We start from the raw sequence: 20,670 nt of genomic DNA on the forward strand, positions 1-20,670 counted from the left end.
AGGCCGCCGCCGGCGTTTTTTTAGGGAATGCGGATGCGCGCCAGAAGGCCGCGATGGTTGGAGCCGAACGTGTCCGGCAGCGCCTCCAGCGAAAGGACTTGCGCACCGCGCGTCAGGACGTGGTCGATCGGCAAGCCGAAACGCCCTGCCGTCACAGGCCAGGTCGAGACGTAGAAGCCGGAAAAGCGCAGGCCCGTGTCGGCGGCGAGCTGCATCAGGCCGGGCGACCAGGGCGCGGAGTTGAAGTCGCCGGCGAGGATCACCGGCCCTTTCAACGCCTTGATTCGCCCGGTGAGCGAAGCCAGCTCGTAGTCCGGGATCTCGTCGAAATAGGGCTTCGACATGTGGGCGCCGACGAGATTCAGCGCTCGTCCGTCGATGTCGAGCTTGAACTGGACGTAGCGGCGGTGCGGCACGGCATCCAGCGTCGCCTGGAAGGTGCTGACGGGCGGATGCTTCGACAGGAGCAGCGTGTCGCACTCTCCCTGCCCCGCGCAGCCCAGCTTGTAGGGATAGGTCTTCATCAGCTCGGGGATCGAGCCCCGGAGCGGCGAAGCCTCCATGAGAAGCAGGGCGTCGGCACCCGACGACAGGAGATAAGGCACGGCAGACGGCGCGTTTCTGTTTTCGAACAGGACGTTGAAGGACAGAAGCGTGAAGTCCACCCCGCCGGATGCCGGATCAACGCGAGGCGCGGCGACGCTCTCGAAGCGCCACCAGGTGAGCCCGACGGCGAAGGCCGCGACGGCGATGACGAGAACCGCGCGTACCCGGCGTCGAAGAGCCAGAAGCACAAAGGCCGGCGCGAACAGGCAGAGCGCCATGTAGGGCATCAGCTGTGAGATGGCCGGCATCAGGACGGCCTTGGGAAACAGAAGGCTCGCCGCGATGACGAGGACGAGGCCGCCGGCGAGCGCGGACGCGGCGCCGGCCCATTCGTCGCGATGTCGCATGGGCGGAACGGCTCCAGTCGAGTTCGATGCGGGGTCGCCAGGCGTTCGACGTCGTCCGGCGGAGGGATTCCAGCCTTTTCGCACTTGCGAAACAAACTCCGCAAGGTAGCATCCGCCGCATTCCGGGAGCCGTTGGCTCCCCTCATTCGAAGGATCTTTCATGGCGGTACTCGTCACCGGCGGCGCAGGCTATATCGGTAGCCACATGGTCTGGGATCTGGTCGACGCGAACGAAAAGGTCGTGGTGCTCGACCGCCTGTCCACCGGCTTCGAATGGGCGGTGGCGCCCGAAGCCGAGCTCGTGGTCGGCGACATCGCGGACGGCGAGCTCGTGGGCCGGCTGATCGCCGAGCACGGGATCGACGAGATCATCCATTTCGCCGGCTCCATCGTGGTGCCGGAATCGGTGGCCGATCCGCTCGGCTACTATCTCAACAACACCGTCGCCTCCCGCGCCCTGATCGAGGCGGCGGTGCGGGGCGGGGTGAAGCATTTCATCTTCTCGTCCACCGCCGCCGTCTACGGCTCGCCGAAGACGATGCCGGTTCCCGAAACGCAAGGCCCCGCGCCCGAATCCCCCTACGGCACGTCGAAGTGGATGACGGAGCTGATGCTGCGCGACACCGGCGCCGCCCATCCCCTCACCTTCGCGGTCCTGCGCTACTTCAACGTGGCCGGCGCCGACCCGAAGGGCCGGGCCGGCCAGTCCACCAAGGGCGCGACGCACCTCATCAAGGTCGCCAGCGAAACCGCGCTCGGCAAGCGCCCCTTCCTGGAAGTCTTCGGCAACGACTACGACACGCCGGACGGCACCTGCGTGCGCGACTACATCCACGTGTCGGACCTCGCCGCCGCTCATGCCAAGGCGCTCGCCTATCTTCGCGCCGGCGGCGCGTCGATCGTCGCCAATTGCGGCTATGGCCACGGCTACTCGGTTCTGGAAGTGCTCGACACGGTGCGCGAGGTGGTCGGGCGCGACTTCGACGTGCGCATGAGCGGCCGGCGACCGGGCGATGCCAGCGCCATCGTGGCGGATGCATCGATCGCACGCGAGCGCTTCGGCTGGGAGCCGCGCTACGACGACCTGCCGCTGATCGTCGGCCACGCGCTGGCCTGGGAAGAAGCGCTGGACAAGCGAAACGCGCGCTAGGAGCCCTGTTCGCCCAGCACGGGTTCGCCGCGCGGGGCCTCGGGGGCCGGGTCATGGAATGCCGGGGACGCAGACCTTTCAAGGAAGTGGAAGGAAGCACGGAGAGCACGGTCCACCAATCGCGCGCAAGGTTTCGTCCCAGCGCGCGGGACGGAGTGGAAAAGGTCGGACGCGCACTTTCCGTCGTCCGCCCGTCTACCGCCCTGCGCCAGCATTCGGGCGGTCCGGGCGAGCGTGCTTCCTTACGCGAACTCGACCCTCGATCCCTCATGCCCCGAAGCTGACACCGGACGCAGAGCATCGCGATCGCAGCCTCGTCACGATCACGTCGCTGATGGCCAACGGGCAGGTCGCCCAACTGGCGGGACAGCTGAACCGCGCCTTGGACAACGGCCTGCGGAAGGAGGAGGCGGGCGAGGTCGTCACGCAGATCGCCTTTTATGCCGGCTGGCCGAACGCGTTCTCGGCCGGCCCCGTCGTCAGGGAAGTCCTGGAAAGCCGGCCCGAATGAGGGACGCCGTCAGTTCCGCCCCCGATGCACCTTCCCGATCTCCATTCTTATAAGGATTCGCCATGGAAAAGACGTTCACCGCCGCCTCCCTCGACGCTCGAGAGATCCAGGTCTTCCCGAGCGGCTCGGCCCCGTCCATGATCGCCAGCCCCGCAACCTTCTCCGGCCATGTCATCGTCGACGTTCTCGTTCCGTCGTCGGTCGAGACCCCTGCCTCCTCGGCTCTGGTTTCCTTCGCGCCGGCCGCGCGCACCGCCTGGCACTCCCACCCGGCCGGCCAAATGCTGATCGTCACCGCCGGCAAGGGTTGGGTCCAGCGCGATGGGGAGGAGAGACAGGCGATCGGCGCCGGCGACACCGTGTGGATCCCCGCCGGCGTGAAGCACTGGCACGGCGCGACCGACATCAATGCCATGAGCCACATCGCGGTCACCTACATCCGGGACGCGAAGAACGCCGATTGGATGGAACTCGTGACCGACGAGGAATACGCCGACCGCTGAGTCTTCTTCCAAGAAGGCTGAGGCCGGTCGATGCGTCGCCGGGCGGGTGGGGGACGGCGATATCCGGCTAGATGCGGGCTGAAAGGCCGATGGCTTGACGTGCCGGGGCTCGGCGATGCCGGGCGAATGGCTCTTGCCCGGACGAGGCGATCATGGATCGGCGGGAGCGGTCGCCGTCGCGCCGCCCCGCTTGCGTATCCGAACTTGCGGGGCGTCCGGCATCGTTCGGGCCCGCACACCCCGCAAGATCGTTGGATCAGTGGCTGTCGGAACCCGGGACGAGGCGACCGGCCGAACCCGGAGCGGCGGAATAGGTGCCGGCCAACGCTCCGGTGACGACGCTCATGATCGCATCGTGATCGGCCGCGTCGTTGACGGAGCGCGACCCGGGAACGAGACCGCCGCCGGAGCGGGCGGCCGAGGCGGGGGCGGTGGCGAGCGGGAAGCCGTAGGTGGCGCGGGCCGGGCTCGCGCCGATGCGGTCGGTCGAAGACGCGCCCTCGATCACCGACTGCACGGCGGCTTCGTCGCGAGCCCGCTCGTAGGTGTCGGAGCCGGGCACGATGGCGTGGGCTACGGACATCGTGCCGAAGGACGCGGCGGCAAGAAGGGCGGAGGCCAGGGTGCGGGTCTTGGTCATGGATCGTTCCTCGGATGGGCCTCGACGGGCCGTTGAAGCGGGGAAGCCGGGCGGGACGCCTCGACATCCCGGAGCGGGCCGTTTCGGCCCGCCGCTCTTCCCCGTGTTTGACGAGGAAGAGACTAGACGCGGCTTGTCGCAGCCCTGTGCCGCGGGCGTGCGAAATTGTCCCAAAAGTGTATCGAGCCGCACAGTCGATCCGAAGCAACGGCCGATCCTGCGACACGTTGATACAGTTTTTCGCGCGCCTTTCCCGCATAGTGGCCTTATGATGGCGGCCGACCCGAAGTTCGGAACCATCCGATGGACAGCATTCCCCATATCATCGTCGTCGACGACCACCAGGACATACGCGACCTCGTCGGAAACTACCTGGAGCAGCAGGGATACCGGGTGAGCGCTGCGGAAAACGGGGCCGCCCTCCGGCGCCTGCTCGAACGCGGAGTGCCCGATCTCATCGTCCTCGACATCATGATGCCGGGCGACGACGGGCTGACGATGTGCCGGGAGATCCGCACCATGGGCGACACGCCGATCATCTTCCTGACGGCGCGGGCCGAGGAAACCGATCGGGTGATCGGTCTGGAGCTGGGCGCCGACGACTACCTGACCAAGCCCTTCTCATCGCGCGAGCTTCTGGCGCGCATCAAGGCGGTGCTGCGCCGCGCGAGGCCGGCCGGCCCCCAGCGCGCGGTCCGGCGCCCCGCCATGCTGCGCTTCGATCGCTGGACGCTCGACGTCAGCCGCCGCGAGCTGCAGGACGAGGACGGCGTCGGCGTTCCGCTCTCGACCGCCGAGTTTCGCCTTCTGAAGGTGTTCGTGGAGCATCCGGGCGCCGTCCTGACCCGCGACCAGCTCCTCGACCTCACCGTCGGCCGGGAGGCCGAGCCCTTCGACCGCGCCATCGACAACCAGGTCAGCCGCCTGCGCAAGAAGGTCGAGAGCGACCCCCGGAACCCGACCATCATCCTCACCCATTGGGGCGGCGGCTACAGTTTCGTCCCGGAGGTAACGGCATCATGACACTCGCCTGGAGCCCGGTGACGGGGCTGCGGCGCGCCTTGGCGCCGCGCGAGGCCGAAAGCCGCTGGAACCCGGTCCACTGGTGGCGCAAGAGCCTGGCGATCCAGCTTCTCGCCTCCATGCTGCTGGCCCTGTTCGGCAGCCTCACCTTCGGTCTCTACATCTGCTGGGACGAGTACAAGGGCGCCATCCAGACCGCGGCGCGCACCGAGCTGCACAGCCGTTCGGCGGCCGTCGCGCGGCTGATGGAGGTCACCACGCCGGCGCTGAGGGACGAGCTCGCGCGCGTCAACAGCACGCAATACACCCGGTTCTGGATCACACCGGGCGTCACGCCCGATCTGGGCACCTGGGTCGACGACGCCTTCGCCCGCTTCCATGTGCCGTTGCGCGATCTCCTGGACGACGGCGCCGAGGACGCATCCGCCGCCCCCGAGGTTCATCCGGTTCTGGGCCCGGGCGCCACGAGCGCCCTGTTCCGCGAGGATGCGCGCTGGAACACGCCCACGGCGGAGGCGAGCGGCGACGTGCCGACGCAAGGCCGATACCTCGACTACGCCGAAAAGGACGGTGCCGGCGTCATCATCCCCTTGGGCAACGGACAGGCCCTCAACGTCGCCTTCTACAAGCGCATCGCACCGACGATCTGGGCGACCCCCCTTCCCCTCACGCTCGGCCTCACCGCCGCGCTCGTGGCGCTGGTCGGCGCGTTCACGGCGCGGCGCATCGCGCGCCCGCTCCGGCAGCTGACGACGGCCGCCGAATCGCTGGGGCGCGGCGAGGCCGGCCCCCCGCTTTGCGAATGCGGTCCCGACGACATCCGTCGCACGGCGGAGGCCTTCAACCGGATGCAGGAGCGTCTCCACCGCTTCGTGGAGGATCGGACGCGGATGTTGGCCGCGATCAGCCACGACCTGCGCACGCCGCTGACGACGCTGCGCCTGCGCGCCGAACTCGTCGAGGACGCCAACCTTCAGGGGCGGATGCTTTCGACGATCGACGAGATGCAGGCGATGGCGGACGCGACGCTGGCGCTGATCCGGCAGGAAACGACCGCCGAGGCGACGCGCACGATCGACCTTTGCGCGCTGGTCGAGAGCACCTGCGCGGATCTGGCCGAGCTCGGACACGACGTCACCTTCGAGGCCTGCGAGCGCCTGCCCTACCGGTGCCGTCCGGACGGCCTGCGCCGCGCCGTGCGCAACCTCGTCGAGAACGCCGCGCGCTACGCCGGAGGGGCGCATGTGCGCCTCGTGACGACGCGCACCAGCGTCGAGATCGTGGTGGACGACGACGGACCCGGCATCCCGCCCGACAAGCTGGACGAGGTGTTCGCGCCCTTCTATCGCCTGGAAGGATCGCGCTCGCGCGAGACGGGGGGCGCGGGCCTCGGCTTGTCGATCGCCCGTGCGATCGCCCGCCAGCACGGCGGCGACATCACCCTGCGCCGCCGCGCGCCCGGCCTCAGCGCGGCGGTGACGCTTCCCCTCTGACCATCGCAGCCCCTCGCAGCGCCTTCCCGGCGCCCCCTTGCGCGCGCCCCGATCCGGAGGCCGCCCCGCGAGTTCGCGCGCCAGCCCGTTGAAAGCCTGGAATGATCCATCTGAACTTCTCGATCCCGTGCCTCTACGTCTTGGTGCGGTTCGTTCTGCCTCTCCCCTGGACGTATCGATCGAAGATCGCGCTCGCCGCGCTGCTGATCGTCGGATCGCAGTTCCATCTCTGGAACCGCCTTTCGTCCGGCTCCGTTTTCGCGCCCGAGTTCCCGCAGGGCGTGGTGCTCGCCTTCAACTGGGCCTTCGGCGCGATCCTGTTCCTGGCGATCTTCCAGATCGCGCTGGATCTCGCGGGCTTGGCGACGCTTCCCTTCCGCCGTCCCGCGCCGATCGTGTCGAACCGGATGCGCTACGCCGCCGCGATCGCGGCCACGACCCTTGCCGGCGTCGCCGTCCATCAGGCGACGCGGCTTCCCCTCCCGAAGGATATCGAGATCGCGATCCGGGACCTGCCCCCCGAATTCGACGGCTACCGCCTCCTGCAGCTCACCGACCTTCATATCAGCCGTCTCTTCCAGGAGGACTGGACGCGGGCCGTGGTGGAGCGGGCCAACGCGCTGGAAGCGGATGCGATGTTGATCACGGGCGACCTGATCGACGGCTCGATCGAGACCCGCGAGGCGGACGTCGCACCGCTCGCCGATCTCAGCGCCCCGGACGGGGTGTGGATGATCCCCGGCAACCACGAATACTACTTCGGCTACGACGCGTGGATGCGCCGCTTCGCCGATCTCGGCCTCCAAGGCCTCACCAACGCCCACACCGTGTTGCACCGCGAGGGCGCCGAAATCGTCGTCGCCGGGCTGGCCGACCTTGCCGCGCCGGCGAACGGGCACGAGGGTCCGGACCTCGGCGCCGCGCTGGCCGGCGCCCCGGCGGGCGCGCCCGTGATCCTTCTCGAACACCAGCCGCGCATGGCCCCCGAGCGGGCCGGTCACGCAGCCCTGCAATTGTCCGGCCATACGCATGGCGGCATGATCCGCGGGCTGGATCGCCTCTTCGCCCTGGCCAACAACGGCTTCGTGGCGGGCACCTACAAGGTCGGCGGCATGACGCTCTATGTGAGCAACGGGACCGGGCTCTGGCCGGGCTTCGCCCTGCGCCTCGGCAAGCCGCCAGAACTCACGCGCATCACCCTGCGTTCGTCCCCGTAGGCGCGCGAGCGCCCCTGCCCGCGCCGCCCCTGCCCGCCATGCTCCAGCGCTCGGGCCGGCCTTGAGGACGCCGAAGCCGCCGGAACAGATCCCCGGCCTTACGCCTCCTTCGACACCGCCCGGGCCGCGACGGGTCGAAGCTCAGGCCATCCACCCAACCCGGAGTTACACACCTCGCACACCCTCGGGAGCTTCGCTAATGTTAAGATACCGGAAAGCATAGACTCCATACAAATTTAAGATGCTGAAACGAATGGTTTTTCGTCCCCGTATCTATGCCGCAGGCCATCAAGATCTGTAGCGCGAGCAGGGAGACGTTCTATGCATCGATACCAACTGCATACTATTGCAACTCTCTTGGGTTGTGCCGCCCTCGTCGGCGCCTTGCCCGAGGCGCATGCCCAATTTTCCGGAGGCCTTGGCGCGTCCGTCGGCGGAGGCCGAGGGCTGAGCGCGGGCGTTGGCGCCTCGCTCGGCGGCGGGCGCGGAATCGGCGCCGGGATCGGAGCCTCGCTCGGAGGGGATCGCGGCGCGGGTCTGGGAGCCGGCGCCTCGCTCGGCGGCTCCAACGGGGTCGGCGCCGGGGCCGGTGCGTCGCTGGGCGGCAGCCGTGGGACCAATGTCGGGGCGGGCGCCTCGGTCGGCGGGCGCAACGGCGTCGATGCCGGCGCGGGAGCCTCGCTCGGCGGCTCGAACGGAGTGAATGCCGGCGCGGGGGCCTCGGTCGGGGGCTCCAACGGCATCGGAGCCGGGGTCGGAGCCTCCGTCGGCGGGGGCAACGGCGTGAACGCGGGCGCAGGCGCGTCCGTGGGTGGCGGGCGCGGCGTCAATGCCGGGGCGGGCGCCTCGGTCGGCGGCGGCCGAGGGGTGAACGCCGGTGTCGGCGCGTCGCTGGGTGGCGGTCGAGGGACGGGTGTCGGCGTCGGCGTTTCGGTCGGCGGCAATGGAACGCGCCCCGGCGCGGGAACGGGAACCAATCCAGGCGGCGTCGCGTCCTCGCCGCCGATCCGGTCCAACCCGCCGACCGCGGGCAATCGTCCCGATCCCAACGCCGTACCGCCGACCGCCCTCCGCCCACCGGGCAGCCGCATACCGACGACGCCGAACATGAACCGGCGGCTGACGACGGCGGTCCTCCAGTTCAACGAAATGAGCCCCAACGACCGGCGTCGTCTGCAGAAGCGCTGCGGGCCGATCCTCAACGATCCCAACGGCAACGAATGGGATCTGGTGCAGCTCTGCAAGCTGCTCCGCTCCTGAAACCCGGTGCGGGCGCCGACCCCATCCACGGGGCGCCCGCATCCTCTCCTTTCCATGTCCGGCGGAAGCGCTCCGCGCGGCCGGCGTCCGAAGACTGGCCGGGTCGCACGCCGTCGATCCTGTCGCAATTCCGGCACAGTCCCCCTTCGAACGCGCTCCGAAGTCGCGGCCTCCGGGGTGGAAACGACGACAGGGCTTGCCGAAGGTCAAGGGGAAAATCTTAGCGAACACCGATGCTTCCGCAGATTTCTGGAAACCTTCCAGATATCGCCTTGGAATCGGTCCAAATCATTGCATTTGCTCGACCTTCCGCTTTGCGGCATGGCTTCGGCCGATCCGTAGCCGCCTTCCCGACAGGCGCGGAAGGAACGTCATGACCGACAGCGCCATCGATTGGGGACAGTTGTATCGCAGCGAAGAGGGACGGCTGCGCGGCCTCGTGCAGCGGCTCGTCGGCAATCGGGCGACGGCGGAGGACCTCGTTCACCAGGCTTTCCTTCACCTTCTGCGCCAGGCCGATCCCGCCTGTCGCTCGGCACCCGCCTACCTGACGACCACCGTGCGAAATCTCGCCCTCAACCACCTGCGCGATGCCCGGCGCCGGGGCGAGACGTCGCTGACCGATCTGGACCTCGACGCACTTACGGACGGCAAGCCCTCGCCCGAAGCGTCGGCCATCTATCGCTGCGAGCTGCGACGCCTTCTGGGCGCCGTCGCCGAACTGCCGGAGCGCCGCCGCCAGGCCTTTCTCCTCAGCCGGATGGAGGAGCTGACCTATGACGAGATCGCCCTTCGCATGAACGTCTCGCGCAACACGGTGATTTCCCATGTCGTGGCCGCGCTCGCCGATCTGTCCCGGCGCCTGGAGCGATAGGGCGCCGGCGTTCATCGTTTGGCGGACCCTTAGTGTCTCGGGATAAGGGGACACCATGAACGACACGCGGGAGCCGGATCCGACGATGGAAGGAAGCCAGACCGACAAGCGCTTCGAGGAAGCGCTGGAATGGTTCGTCCGGCTGCGCGAGGAGGACGCCGAGCCCGATCTGCGCGCCCGGTTCGAAACGTGGCGTCTCGCCGATCCTCGCAACGAGGAAGCCTTCGCCAGGGCGCAGGCGCTGTGGGACGGGTTCGAGATCGCGCGGCCGAGCTTCCGGCGCCGCCGTCGAGGGCCCCGTCTCGACCGGCGCGGCGTCCTGACGCTCGGCGGCCTCCTGGCGCTGGGTGGCCCGGCGCTTTATTGGGCGAGCAGGCCCGGACGCTTCGCCGATTATCGGACCGACGTCGCGGAGCGTCGCAGCGTGACGCTCGCCGACGGAAGCGAGGTCGAACTGGCGAGCTATTCGGCCCTGTCGGTCGACTTCACCCCGACACAGCGGGGCCTGACGCTCCATCGCGGTCAGGCCTTCTTCCGCGTCGCTCCCGATGCGGACCGCCCCTTCGTCGTCGAAGCCGGGGCCGGACGGGTCCGTGCGCTCGGCACGGCCTTCGACCTGAAGCTCGTGGCGGGAAACACCACCGTCTCCGTCATGGAGCACGCGGTGGAAATCGCCGCCGCGAAGCATACCACCACGCTCGAGGCGGGCTGGCAGGCCAGCTACGGCACGGGCGGCATCGCCCCGCCGCAGCGCTTCGACGCGGGCGTCGCCGAGGCGTGGCGACGGGACCGGATCGTCTTCGAGGACGTCCCGCTTCGCCGCGTCCTGGCGGAACTGGAGCGCTACCGGCACGGGCCGATCCTGCTGATGGGCGCGAACGTCGGCGAGATTCCGGTCACCGCCGTGTTCGACACCCGCGACACCGACCAGGCGCTTCGAACCATCGAGCGCAACGTCCCCGTGCGGGTCGTGGCGGCCGCCGGCTTCGTCACCCTCGTCTATGCCCGATGAAAAAAGTTCACGCCCCCGTTCATTAGCCGGGGCTTCCCGCGTGTCTGAAGAAACGAGGGCCTCCGGGGGGACGGCTCTCGTTCACCGAGGGACGCGGCCGAAACGGTCGCAAGGACACGAGAGTTCGACCATGCGTATCGAGGGACAGGACAAGGGCGCCGCGACACGAAAGCGGGCAACGAGGGCCATGGTTCGCGGCCTGTTCGTGTCGAGCCTTCTCGCCGGCGCGGCGCTGCCGGGCGCGACCGCGACGCCCGCCTCGGCCGAGACGGGCCGCACCGCCTTCAACATTCCCGCCCAGTCCCTGTCCGGCGCGCTCCTGCGCTATTCGCAGGCGACCGGCGTCCAGCTCTTCTTCGGCGCCGACCTCGTGCGCGGTCGCAATTCGGGCGGCGCCAAGGGGCCGCTGACCCCGACCGCCGCGCTGACCCGCATCCTCGCCGGCTCGGGGCTCGCCTATCGCAACGAGGGCGGCACGATCGCGATCTACGACCCGGCCGCGATCACCGGCAGCATCGAGGCGACCGGCGGGACGGTGGTTCTCGACACGGTGACGGTGGAAGGCGAGGGCGACGGGGGCGCGGGCGTCAGCGGCTTCGTCGCGACGCGCTCCTCGGCCGGCACCAAGACGGGCGCCCCGCTGGTCGAAACGCCGCAGTCGATCTCCGTGGTGACGCGCAAGCAGATCGAAGCTCAGAACGCCCAGAGCGTCACCGAGATCCTGCGCTACGTCCCCGGCGTCACGGTCGAGACCTACGGCGTCGACCCGAAGGGCTACGACTGGGTCTTCATCCGCGGCTTCAACGCCCAGAGCACCAGCGACTACCGCGACGGGTTGCGCCAGATCGCGTCGAGCTACTCGTTCTTCCGCACCGAGCCCTACGATCTCGACCGCGTCGAGGTCCTGCGCGGGCCCTCGTCCAGCCTCTACGGCCAGTCCGATGCCGGCGGCATCATCAACCGCGTCACCAAGAAGCCGACCGCGACCCCGGTGCGCGAGGTGGAGGTGGAATACGGCTCCTTCGGCCGCGTGCAGGGCGCCTTCGACGTGGGAGGCCCGGCGAACGAGGACGCCTCGCTGCGCTACCGCCTCGTCGGCGTCGCGCGCGAGTCCAACACGCAGTACTCCTATGGCGGCGCGGATGTCGGCGACGACCGGCTCTTCCTCGCCCCGTCGATCGCCTATGTGCCGGACGCCGACACGAGCCTCCTGATCCAGGCCGACATCCTGCGCGACCGGTCCGGTGGCACCGTCCTCTACTACACGCCGACCGACACCTTGATCGGCGATCCCGACTTCAACCAGTCGACGCAGGAACAGGCGACGATCGGCTACCAGTTCGAGCATCGCTTCAACGACACGTTCACCCTGCGCCAGAACCTGCGCTACGGCCATGTCGACTTCGTGCTCGACAATCTCCTGATCGCCGGCTCCAACGCCGCCGGGCTGACGCGCGTGGCGCGCAACTTCGACGAGACGCTGGACGCCTTCACGGTGGACAACCAGGGCCTTCTGAACTTCGAGACCGGCCGGGTCGGCCACGAGGTCCTGTTCGGGCTCGACTACGCCTATTCCGACGCCGACGTGAAGCGCTTCACGGGCGCGGCGCCCGGTCTCAACCCCTATGCGCCGGTCTACGGCGCCCCGATCCGCAATCCCTCGACCCCGCTCGTGCGCTACACGGAGGAAGCCAGCCAGCTCGGCCTCTACGGCCAGGACCAGGTCAAGCTCACCGATCGCCTGATCGCGACGCTCGGCGGGCGCTACGACTGGATCGACGTCACCACCGACAACGCGCTGACACGCACCACGACAAAGCTCGAGGACGGCGCCTTCAGCGGCCGGGCGGGCCTGACCTATCTCCTGCCGCAGGGCTTTGCGCCCTATGTCAGCTATTCCGAGGCCTTTGTTCCCAATCTCGGCGTCTCGGCCCCGGCCAACGGATCGGAAACCTTCGATCCCTCGTCGAGCCGGCAGTGGGAAGGCGGCGTGAAATACGAGCCGACCGCCTTCACCGGCCTCTTCACCCTGGCGCTCTTCGACATCACCAAGACCAACGTCCTGACGACCGACCTCGCCAACCCGGGCTTCAGCGTCGCCACGGGCGAGGTGCGCTCGCGCGGGCTGGAGCTGGAGGGCAAGGTGAATCTCGCCACCGGCTGGGACCTGACGGCCTCCTACAGCTACACCGACGCCGAGGTGACGCAGAGCAATTCCGGGAACGTGGGCAAGCGCCCGATCCTGGTGCCCGAGCATCAGGCCTCCGGCTGGCTGAACTACGAGTTCCAGGACGGCGCGCTGGCCGGTCTCGGCCTCGGCGGCGGCTTGCGCTATGTCGGCCCGTCCTACGGCAACGCCGCCAACACGCTGGAAGTCGAGGGGCGCACCCTGGTGGATGCCGGCGTCAGCTACACCTACGGCAACGTCAAGGCGCAGGTGAACGCCACCAACCTCTTCGACAAGCGCTACTTCACGACCTGCTCCTCCACCATCGACTGCTACGAGGGAACGCGGCGCTCGGTGATCGCCCGCGTCAAGACGAGCTTCTGAGGACGCGCGTCGTGGGCGATCCCCCGCCCCCGGCGCGGGCCGGCATGACGGCGGCGACGCGCCGCCGCGTGCTCCAGGCGCTGGCGGGCAGCCTCCTCCTGCCGGCGAGGGGCGCAGCGGCCATGCCCCGGCCGCTGCGCGTCGCGGCGATCGACTGGGCGGGCGCCGAGGCGATGCTCGCGCTGGGCGTGGTGCCGGTCGGCCTGTCCGACACGCGCTACTACCGCGAGCGCATGGGCCGCTCCCTCTTGCCCGAAGACGTCGCCGACATCGGGCCGTTCTGGGAGGTCAACATGGAGCTCCTGGCCGAACTGCGGCCCGACGTGATCCTGGCGAGCCCGTCCAACATCGTGGCGATGCCCACGCTGCCCGAAGTGGCGCACATCCATGCCGTGCCGGACGCCGTGCCGCCCGAGGGGCGATACGCGCTGGGCGCGGCGATCCTGCGCGACGTCGCCGCCCTCCTGTCGCGCGAGGCGCGGGCCGAAACCCTCCTGGCCGAAGCCGAGCGGGCGATGGGCGCTGCGGCCGAAGCGCTGGCGCGGGGGCCGGAGCGTCCCGTGTTCGTGCTCCTGCCCAACGGCAACGGGCGGAGCGTCATCGTCTACGGCCGCAACAGCCTGCCCGACGCGGTTCTCCGGCGGATCGGCGTTCGCAACGCGTTCAACGGGCGCACCAACGCGGCGGGCGTCGCCACGATCGGGGTGGAGCGGCTCCTCGCCGAGCCCGATGCCCTGATCCTGATGATCGACATTCCCTCCGCGCGTCGGCGCATCGACGCCGCCATCGCCGGAAGCGCCCTGTGGCAGGCGCTGGAGCCGGTGCGCGCCGGGCGCATGGCGTTTCTGCCCGCCTTCTATCCGTTCGGCGGCGTTCCCTCGGCGCTCGGGCTGGCGGGCGAACTCCGCGCACGCCTGTCGAACCCCGCATGATCGGCACGAGACGAAGCGGGTTCCTGCCTGCGCGGCACGTGTTCGCGCTCCTCGTGCTGGCCGCGACGCTGTTCCTCGCCTGGCGAGGGCTGGACGCTCTCCTGCCCACGGCCCGCTGGCTCCAGGCCGTTCAGGCGCCCGACCCGGCCGATCCGCAAACGCTCGTCTTTCTCCAGAGCGCGATGCCGCGCCTCGCCATGAGCCTTCTGGCCGGCGCCGCGCTCGGGCTGGCGGGGTCGGTCTTCCAGCACCTGTTTAGCAATCCGCTCGCCGATCCCTCGCTCCTGGGAGCGGCCTCGGGCGCGCAGCTCGCCTTGACGCTGGCGCTTCTCTACGCGCCGGGCGCTCTCGCCTTCGGGCCGGAGCCCGTCGCCTGGGCCGGCGCGGCGCTGGCGCTCGGCCTCGTGTTCGCCTCGGCGTTCCGGCAAGGCTTCAGCCCAAGCGGGCTCGTGCTCGCCGGTCTGGTGATCAACCTGTATCTCGGCGCGCTCGCCAGCCTTCTCGTCCTCTTCAACCACGACTTCCTCAGCGAACTGTTTCTCTGGCAGGCCGGCTCGCTCGCCCAGAGCGGCTGGTCCGGCCCCTTCGCGGTCGCCTCGCGCCTCCTGCCGTTCGCGGTGCTGATGGCCCTTCTGCGCCGCCCTCTACGCCTTCTCGAACTCGGCGACGCGTCGTCCCGCGCCCTCGGGCTCGGCGTCGGGTGGACGCGCGGTCTCCTTCTGGCGGGCGCCACGCTTCTCGTCGCTTCCGTGATCGGGTCCACCGGGCTCATCGGCTTCGTCGGCCTCGCCGCGCCGCATATCTCGAGGGCGTTGCGGGCGGGGCGACGGGCCTTCGATCCATGGGGCGCGGCGATCACGGGGGCGATCCTCCTCGCTTTCGTCGATCAGGTGACGCGCGAGCTATCCGCCTTCGCCGGCGAGATCCCGACCGGCTCCGTCGTCGCCGTCATGGGCGGGCCGCTTCTTCTCGCCCTCCTGTCGCGCATGCCGCGTTCGCCCGCTCCCCCGCCCCTGCCTACGAGCACGTATCCGCGTCCCGCGTACGCCGGGGCGCTCGGCTGGCTGGCCCTCGCCCTCCTCCTCGTCACCGCGCTGAGCCTTTCTGCCGCGCGGATGCGCGGGGGCTGGTCGTTCGACCCGTGGGCGCTGGAGGGGCTGATCCTGCAGGGGCGCGCCTTGCGGATCGCGGCCGCCGCGGGGGCGGGGGCGGGTCTCGCCCTGTCCGGCTTCCTGCTCCAGCGCATCACGGGCAATCCGCTCGCGAGCCCCGAGCTTCTGGGCGTCAGCCAGGGGGCGGGGCTCGGTCTCGTCCTGGCGATGCTGCTGGTTCCCGGTGCGGGCACCGGAGCCATGCTTCTGTTCACTTCGGCCGGCGGCCTCGCCGCCCTCCTCCTCGTCCTCGGCGCGAGCCGGCGCGGGGCGCGCGAGCCGAACCTGCCGCTTCTGGCGGGGGTTGCGGTCGGCGGCATCGCGTCGGGCGTGACGAGCTTCTTTCTCGCCAGCGGCGATCCGCGCGTGGCGATCCTCCTGTCGTGGTTTTCGGGCTCGATCGGGCGGGTCCAGGGCGCGAGCGGATCGGCGCTGGTCTGCATCGTCCTCCTCGGTCTCGGCCTTTCGGCCGCCATGCACCGCAACCTCGACACGCTGCTGATCGGACGCGATGCCGCCCGCCCGATCGGCTTTCCGCACGGCGCCGTTTCGTTCGCCGGCCTCGCGCTGGCCGCCGTCCTGACGGCCGCCGCCACCATCACGGTCGGCCCGTTGAGCTTCGTCGGCCTGATGGCGCCCCACCTCGTTCGCCGCGCCGGATTCCGAACGGCAGGCCAGGCCGTTCCGGCCGCGGCCCTCGCGGGCGCGATCCTCCTCGTTGCCGCCGACTGGATCGGGCGCAACATCGCCTACCCCTGGCCGATCTCCGCCGGGCTCCTGGTCACGTTCCTGGCCGGCCCCTTGATCCTGGCAGGGAAACTCGGCCGAAACCGCTGACCCGAGGGCCGGGAGCCGCGCCAGAGGCCATCCCGCATGTGAGGAAACGGCCTCTTTTCCAAGGCGGGGCGCAACCTCGCGCGCGAACGTGATATCGGGCTTCATTCCCGCATTCCGGCTGGTGCCGGCTTTGCCCGAAGGAGACACGGCATGGCGCCTGGGCGCACGACCGGCCAGGAGAACGTCATCGGCTCCCGCAGGGTGGACATCGCCGCCCTTCCCCGCTTCGGTCGCATCTGCGACCCGGCCGAGACGGTGCGGCGCGTGCGCCCGCATATGGCAGCCCTCGGCATCACCCGGCTCGCCCGGCAGACGGGGCTGGACCGGATCGGCATCCCGGTCTGGGCGGCGATCCGGCCCAACTCGCTGTCGCTGGCGGTCAACCAGGGCAAGGGGGCGAACGACGACGCGGCGATGGCCTCCGCCCTCATGGAAGCCGCCGAATACGCGATCGCCGAACGCCCGAACGCGCCGGCCCGTATCGCCACGAAGGCCGAACTCCTGGCGGAGGGCGCCCCCGTCTTCGAGCCTCGGCGACAGATGGCACCCGGCGCCCTCGTGCCGGAGAATCGCGAGCTGTCCTGGCTTTCCGGGCGCAGCCTCTTTCACGGCGGGGAGGTGTGGGTGCCCACCGAAGCCGTCCGGCTCGACCATACGACCGAGGTCTTCGGCGGGCTCGCCCGCTCGTCCAACGGCCTGGCGTCGGGAAACAACGAGGACGAGGCGGTGCTCCACGCCCTGTGCGAACTCGTGGAACGCGACGCGCAGACGTTCCAGCGGTTCCGACCGGGACGAAGCGCGTCCCTCGTTCGGATCGATCCCGCCTCGTTCGGGAGCGCCCTCGTCGACGACCTGTGCGCACGCCTGCGCGCGGCCGACTTCCACCTCGATCTTTTCGACATCACGACGGAGATCGGCATTCCCGTCGTCCATGCCGTGGTCCGCGACGCGCGAATCCCCGTCCACGGGCAGCTCGACCTGGCGGCCGGGTCGGGCTGCCATCCCTTCGTGCCGCATGCGGCCGTCCGCGCCATCACGGAAGCCGTCCAGACGCGGATCACCAACATTTCCGGGGCTCGCGACGACATCGATCCCGCCGAATACGCCGAGCCGCTTCGACCCGGCCTCCGAGCCTATGTCGAGGCCGCGCATACCCAAGCCACCGGCGAGCCGCCCCGATCCATCGCATCGCCAGAGGTGACGCCTGCCCGGTTCCTGGACATCGTCCGGCAGCGGTTGCTGGATGCGGGGATCGACGAGGCGATCGCCGTCACGCTGGGAAGCGAAGCGCACGAGATCGTCGTCGTGCGCGCCTTCGCCCCGCGTCTCGAGGATCGTCCCGTCAACCGGTTCTGGACGCCCGGCCCCCGGATGGCCAAGGCGATGCTGCGGCTATGGTGAGGGTTCTCTTCGCGGGGCCGAGCCTTCCCGGCGTCCGGCTCGACGCCGCCGGGATCGACATCCGCCCCCCCGCCGCCCAGGGCGACCTGCAGGCCTGCGTTCTCGAGGGCGCCAACGTCGTCGGCCTCGTGGACGGCGTGTTCGAGACCGTTGCGGCCACCTGGCACAAGGAAATCCTGTTCGCGCTGTCGCAAGGGGTCACCGTTCTTGGCGCTGCCTCCATGGGCGCGCTACGGGCGGCCGAATGCCATGCCTTCGGAATGATCCCGATCGGGGAGATCGCGCAGCGCTACGTTTCGGGCGCCCTGGACGACGATGCCGCAGTCGCCCAGCTCCACGGTCCGGCCGAGCTCGGCTACCTCAGGGTGACGGAGGCGCTGGTGGACTGCGAAGCGGCCATCGCCGCGCTCGGAGCGTCAAGCCGCATCGACGCGCGGGAAGCATGCCAGCTCGTGGACGCCGCCCGCGGCCTGTTCTTCAAGCAACGGACCTGGCATGCGGTCGTCGATCGAGCCGGGCTGGAAGGAGCCAGAGGGCGCGAACTCCTCGCTCTCCTTCCAGGCAAGGAGCGGCAGAAGCAGCGCGACGCCCGGCGTCTGGTGGAAGCCATGCAGGCGCTTCCCGATGCGAGAACCCTGCCCGATCCGGGATGGCACCCGGCCCGAACGCCGGCCTGGCTTCGAACCTTGAACCGCCGGGAGGCAGCGCCCTAGATGAACACCACGGAGGGTGAAAGCCGGCGCGACAAGATGGCCAGGCCGGCAACGCTCGCCGTGTTGGGGCGTTCATGCCCGATCTCGGCGATGACGATCGCCTCGCGAACTTGCTACACTTGAGGCGACGCAAACCTTTGGTATCCCGCGCGCGCATGGCCGACGAACGATACAGACTGGCTCTTCTGGGACCTCCGTCCCTGCGCGATCCCCATGGCGAACTCGTCGGCTTTCCCGCCAAGGCCTTCGCCTTGGCCGCTCTTCTGGATGCACGTGCCGACGGGCGCGCCGCCCGCCCCGTCCTGGCGGGCCTTCTCTACGAGGATGTCGGACAAACGGCCGCCATGGTCAACCTGCGCCAGCTGCTCAGCCGGGTCCAGTCCCGACAGAACCAGCTGGGGATCGAGCTCTTCGCCTTCTCGAAGGACGAGGTTCGGCTCGTGGCCGAGACGGGCGGTGTCGCGCTCGACGTCGCCATGTTGCGAGCGGTCGAGACGCTGCCCGATCGCCAGGCGCTGGACGCGTTCCGCGAAGGATACGGCGGCGATCTTCTCGAGGGCTTCGAAGGCAAGGGCGAAGCGTTCGATGCCTGGCTCGCCGGGCAGCGCGCGGAGGTTCGGCGGCGCTATCTCGATTTCCTGCGCTCGGGCGCGGCCAACCTCGGCGGCCGGGAAGGCGAACGGGCGCTGCGGCAGATCCTTCGGTTCGATGCCTACTCGGAGGATGTCTGGCGCGACCTTCTCAAGCTGGTGCGCGAAACCGTCGACCTCGAGGCGGCCGAGCGCGTCTTCCAGGAAATGACGGAGCGCTTCGAAGCCGATCTTGGCATCGCCCCCGGTCCCGAAACCGGAAGGCTGATGGAGATCCTGCGCGGTCGGGGCAGCGTCCGGGGCGCCGAGGCTTCCTATGTCAGGCCCGCCGAAGCCCTGCTTCGCGGCCCCGCACCCGACGGCGGGAGCGCCGCCACGCCGGTTCCGCGCCTGTGCATCCTGATGCCGCCCGCCGAGCCCGGGCTCGACGAGCACGCCGGTCTCGTCGGCTCTTTGATCGAGGACATCACGCTCGGCCTTTGCCGGCTCCGATCGCTCGCCGTGATCGCGCCCCACACCGCGTGGCAGCTGGCGGGGGACGGCGCGGCGCCGCTCGGCCAGTTGCAGCTCGACTACGTGGTCGAGACGAGCCTCCGATCGTCGTCGACCGGCCCCCGGATCTATGTGAAGCTCGTTCGGATGTCGGACCGGGTGATCATCTCGGGCGACGTCTACGAACTGTCGGACAGCTATCTCGGGCATCACGACCGGCTGACCAAGATGATCGTCCAGGCGCTGGCCGACGGGCTGGAGCGCGCGGAGGGCGAGCGGTTCCTGACCTCCGCCCGGCCCGACGCCTATCAATGGCTGCTGCAGGGGCGCCAGCATAGCCGCGTCCTCGATCTTCCCCACGTGCGGCGCGCCCGCAAGGCCTTCGGCCAGGCCGTGGAATGCGATCCCTCCTTCGTTCCCGGCCTGTCCGGAAAGGCGAGGACGCTGATTCTGGAATGGCTGCTTCTCGCCCAGACGGATCGCAATCTCCTGATCCAGGCGCAATCCATCGCCCAGCACGCGATCACGCTCGATCCGTTCAGCGGGGAAGCGCTGCGCGACTACGCCGGATCGACGCTTCTCCTCGGGGGGATGGACGAGGCGAAGGAAGGGTTCTCGAAGGCCGAACGCCTGACACCGCACCATGCGGACATCCTGGCCGATCATGCCAACGCGCTGACGCACTGCTCGGAGATGGAACTGGCGCTCGGCAAGATCGAGCGGGCGATCGGGCTGAACCCGATCCCGCCCGACGACTATCTCTGGACCGCGGGAGGGGCGCTGTTCTTTCTCAACGACTTCGAGGGCGCCCTTTCCTATCTGAAACGGATGAAGCGGCAGGAGCCCGCCTTCCGCCTGACCGCCGCGTGTCTCGCCATGCAGGGGCAAAGGCGGGAAGCGGCCTATTTCGTGGCGCGCGCTCTTGAGGACCAGCCGAACTTCCTCATACAAGATTGGGTTGCGACGATTCCTTTGCGTTCGAAGCAACACATCCAGCAATACACCCATGCCTTGGCCCAGGCCGGGTTTCGTTGAGAAAAGGGAGACAGGACATGCCGATCTTCATCGTGGGCGCCAAGAGCGACACCGAAGAGCTCTGGATGGTCGACACCGATGCCGGCACCGTCCGAAAGGTCGACGCGGATGCCGGCGCGGCGGAGGGCTCGGACGCTCCCACGCTCCAGAGCCTTCGCCGGAACGGCTACACCGTGATCCGCGACGTCGACGTGGCCGTTCTGGTCGGCCAGTCCGACCAGCCCGTCAGCCGCCAGTTCACCGACTGAGGGAGCGCTGCGAGACGGCGCCGCCCCGCGAGGGGCGGGCGGCCTTCGGTCGTGATAGCGACCCGTGGATCCCTGCCGGCACCC

Annotated in this window: 17 protein-coding genes and 1 pseudogene; 16 read left to right on the forward strand and 2 right to left on the reverse strand. The window is 69.4% G+C overall.

Annotated elements, in window-relative coordinates; genetic code table 11:
• Nucleotides 1–20 precede the first annotated feature (20 nt).
• Nucleotides 21–953, reverse strand: a complete 933-nt coding sequence (locus tag H7A85_RS12235) for an endonuclease/exonuclease/phosphatase family protein (protein ID WP_182086225.1) — start codon at nucleotides 951–953, stop codon at nucleotides 21–23.
• A gap of 160 nt (nucleotides 954–1,113) precedes the next feature.
• Between H7A85_RS12235 and galE the strand changes: the two genes are divergently transcribed.
• The 3 genes and pseudogenes from galE to H7A85_RS12250 all read left to right on the forward strand — a co-directional run bounded on the left by galE (nucleotide 1,114) and on the right by H7A85_RS12250 (nucleotide 3,117).
• The gene (galE, locus tag H7A85_RS12240) at nucleotides 1,114–2,103 is read left to right on the forward strand and encodes a UDP-glucose 4-epimerase GalE (RefSeq protein WP_182086226.1); all 990 of its coding nucleotides are present in this window, start codon (nucleotides 1,114–1,116) and stop codon (nucleotides 2,101–2,103) included.
• Between the two features lie 301 nt (nucleotides 2,104–2,404).
• Nucleotides 2,405–2,614, forward strand: a pseudogene (locus tag H7A85_RS12245) (carboxymuconolactone decarboxylase family protein); the annotation flags it as partial.
• 62 nt (nucleotides 2,615–2,676) lie between these two features.
• A complete protein-coding gene (locus tag H7A85_RS12250; protein WP_182086227.1) occupies nucleotides 2,677–3,117 on the forward strand; it encodes a cupin domain-containing protein in 441 nt (146 codons plus the stop codon).
• A 256-nt stretch (nucleotides 3,118–3,373) separates the two neighbouring features.
• Here the strand turns inward: H7A85_RS12250 and H7A85_RS12255 are convergent, their stop codons facing one another.
• Nucleotides 3,374–3,757 carry a hypothetical protein gene (locus tag H7A85_RS12255; RefSeq protein ID WP_182086228.1) on the reverse strand — a complete coding sequence of 128 codons (384 nt, stop codon included), beginning with the start codon at nucleotides 3,755–3,757 and terminating at the stop codon, nucleotides 3,374–3,376.
• Nucleotides 3,758–4,060: 303 nt separating this feature from the next.
• On the opposite strand from H7A85_RS12255, the gene H7A85_RS12260 reads away from it, so the two are divergent.
• The 13 genes from H7A85_RS12260 (at nucleotide 4,061) to H7A85_RS12320 (ending at nucleotide 20,586) form a co-directional block, all read left to right on the forward strand.
• Entirely contained in the window at nucleotides 4,061–4,780 is a 720-nt protein-coding gene (locus H7A85_RS12260) for a response regulator (protein WP_182086229.1), read from the forward strand.
• Nucleotides 4,777–6,273 (forward strand): ATP-binding protein, encoded by a 1,497-nt coding sequence (locus tag H7A85_RS12265; RefSeq protein ID WP_182086230.1) that lies wholly within the window; start codon nucleotides 4,777–4,779, stop codon nucleotides 6,271–6,273. Before H7A85_RS12260 ends, H7A85_RS12265 begins: the two co-directional genes overlap by 4 nt.
• Before the next feature lie 101 nt (nucleotides 6,274–6,374).
• Nucleotides 6,375–7,490, forward strand: coding sequence for a metallophosphoesterase (locus tag H7A85_RS12270; protein WP_182086231.1), 1,116 nt, complete (start codon nucleotides 6,375–6,377; stop codon nucleotides 7,488–7,490).
• Nucleotides 7,491–7,811: 321 nt separating this feature from the next.
• A complete protein-coding gene (locus H7A85_RS12275; RefSeq protein ID WP_182086232.1) occupies nucleotides 7,812–8,750 on the forward strand; it encodes a hypothetical protein in 939 nt (312 codons plus the stop codon).
• Nucleotides 8,751–9,123: 373 nt separating this feature from the next.
• Nucleotides 9,124–9,624 carry a sigma-70 family RNA polymerase sigma factor gene (locus H7A85_RS12280; protein ID WP_182086233.1) on the forward strand — a complete coding sequence of 167 codons (501 nt, stop codon included), beginning with the start codon at nucleotides 9,124–9,126 and terminating at the stop codon, nucleotides 9,622–9,624.
• 55 nt (nucleotides 9,625–9,679) lie between these two features.
• Nucleotides 9,680–10,636: a FecR family protein gene (locus H7A85_RS12285; protein WP_244631160.1), complete on the forward strand. Its 957-nt coding sequence runs from the start codon at nucleotides 9,680–9,682 to the stop codon at nucleotides 10,634–10,636.
• A gap of 130 nt (nucleotides 10,637–10,766) precedes the next feature.
• Nucleotides 10,767–13,187, forward strand: coding sequence for a TonB-dependent siderophore receptor (locus H7A85_RS12290; protein ID WP_210270251.1), 2,421 nt, complete (start codon nucleotides 10,767–10,769; stop codon nucleotides 13,185–13,187).
• A gap of 11 nt (nucleotides 13,188–13,198) precedes the next feature.
• Entirely contained in the window at nucleotides 13,199–14,119 is a 921-nt protein-coding gene (locus H7A85_RS12295; RefSeq protein WP_182086234.1) for an ABC transporter substrate-binding protein, read from the forward strand.
• A complete protein-coding gene (fhuB, locus tag H7A85_RS12300; RefSeq protein WP_182086235.1) occupies nucleotides 14,116–16,107 on the forward strand; it encodes a Fe(3+)-hydroxamate ABC transporter permease FhuB in 1,992 nt (663 codons plus the stop codon). Before H7A85_RS12295 ends, fhuB begins: the two co-directional genes overlap by 4 nt.
• Nucleotides 16,108–16,257: 150 nt before the next feature.
• On the forward strand, nucleotides 16,258–17,508 hold the full coding sequence (locus H7A85_RS12305; RefSeq protein WP_182086236.1) for a YcaO-like family protein: 1,251 nt from the start codon (nucleotides 16,258–16,260) through the stop codon (nucleotides 17,506–17,508).
• Complete coding sequence (locus tag H7A85_RS12310; protein ID WP_244631162.1) at nucleotides 17,502–18,221, forward strand: TfuA-like protein; 720 nt, start codon at nucleotides 17,502–17,504, stop codon at nucleotides 18,219–18,221. Before H7A85_RS12305 ends, H7A85_RS12310 begins: the two co-directional genes overlap by 7 nt.
• A gap of 155 nt (nucleotides 18,222–18,376) precedes the next feature.
• Nucleotides 18,377–20,338, forward strand: a complete 1,962-nt coding sequence (locus tag H7A85_RS12315) for a BTAD domain-containing putative transcriptional regulator (RefSeq protein ID WP_182086237.1) — start codon at nucleotides 18,377–18,379, stop codon at nucleotides 20,336–20,338.
• 17 nt (nucleotides 20,339–20,355) lie between these two features.
• Complete coding sequence (locus H7A85_RS12320) at nucleotides 20,356–20,586, forward strand: hypothetical protein (protein WP_182086238.1); 231 nt, start codon at nucleotides 20,356–20,358, stop codon at nucleotides 20,584–20,586.
• Nucleotides 20,587–20,670: the final 84 nt, after the last annotated feature.

The organism is Aureimonas sp. ME7 (assembly GCF_903970965.1).
Classification (GTDB): Bacteria; Pseudomonadota; Alphaproteobacteria; order Rhizobiales; family Rhizobiaceae; genus Aureimonas.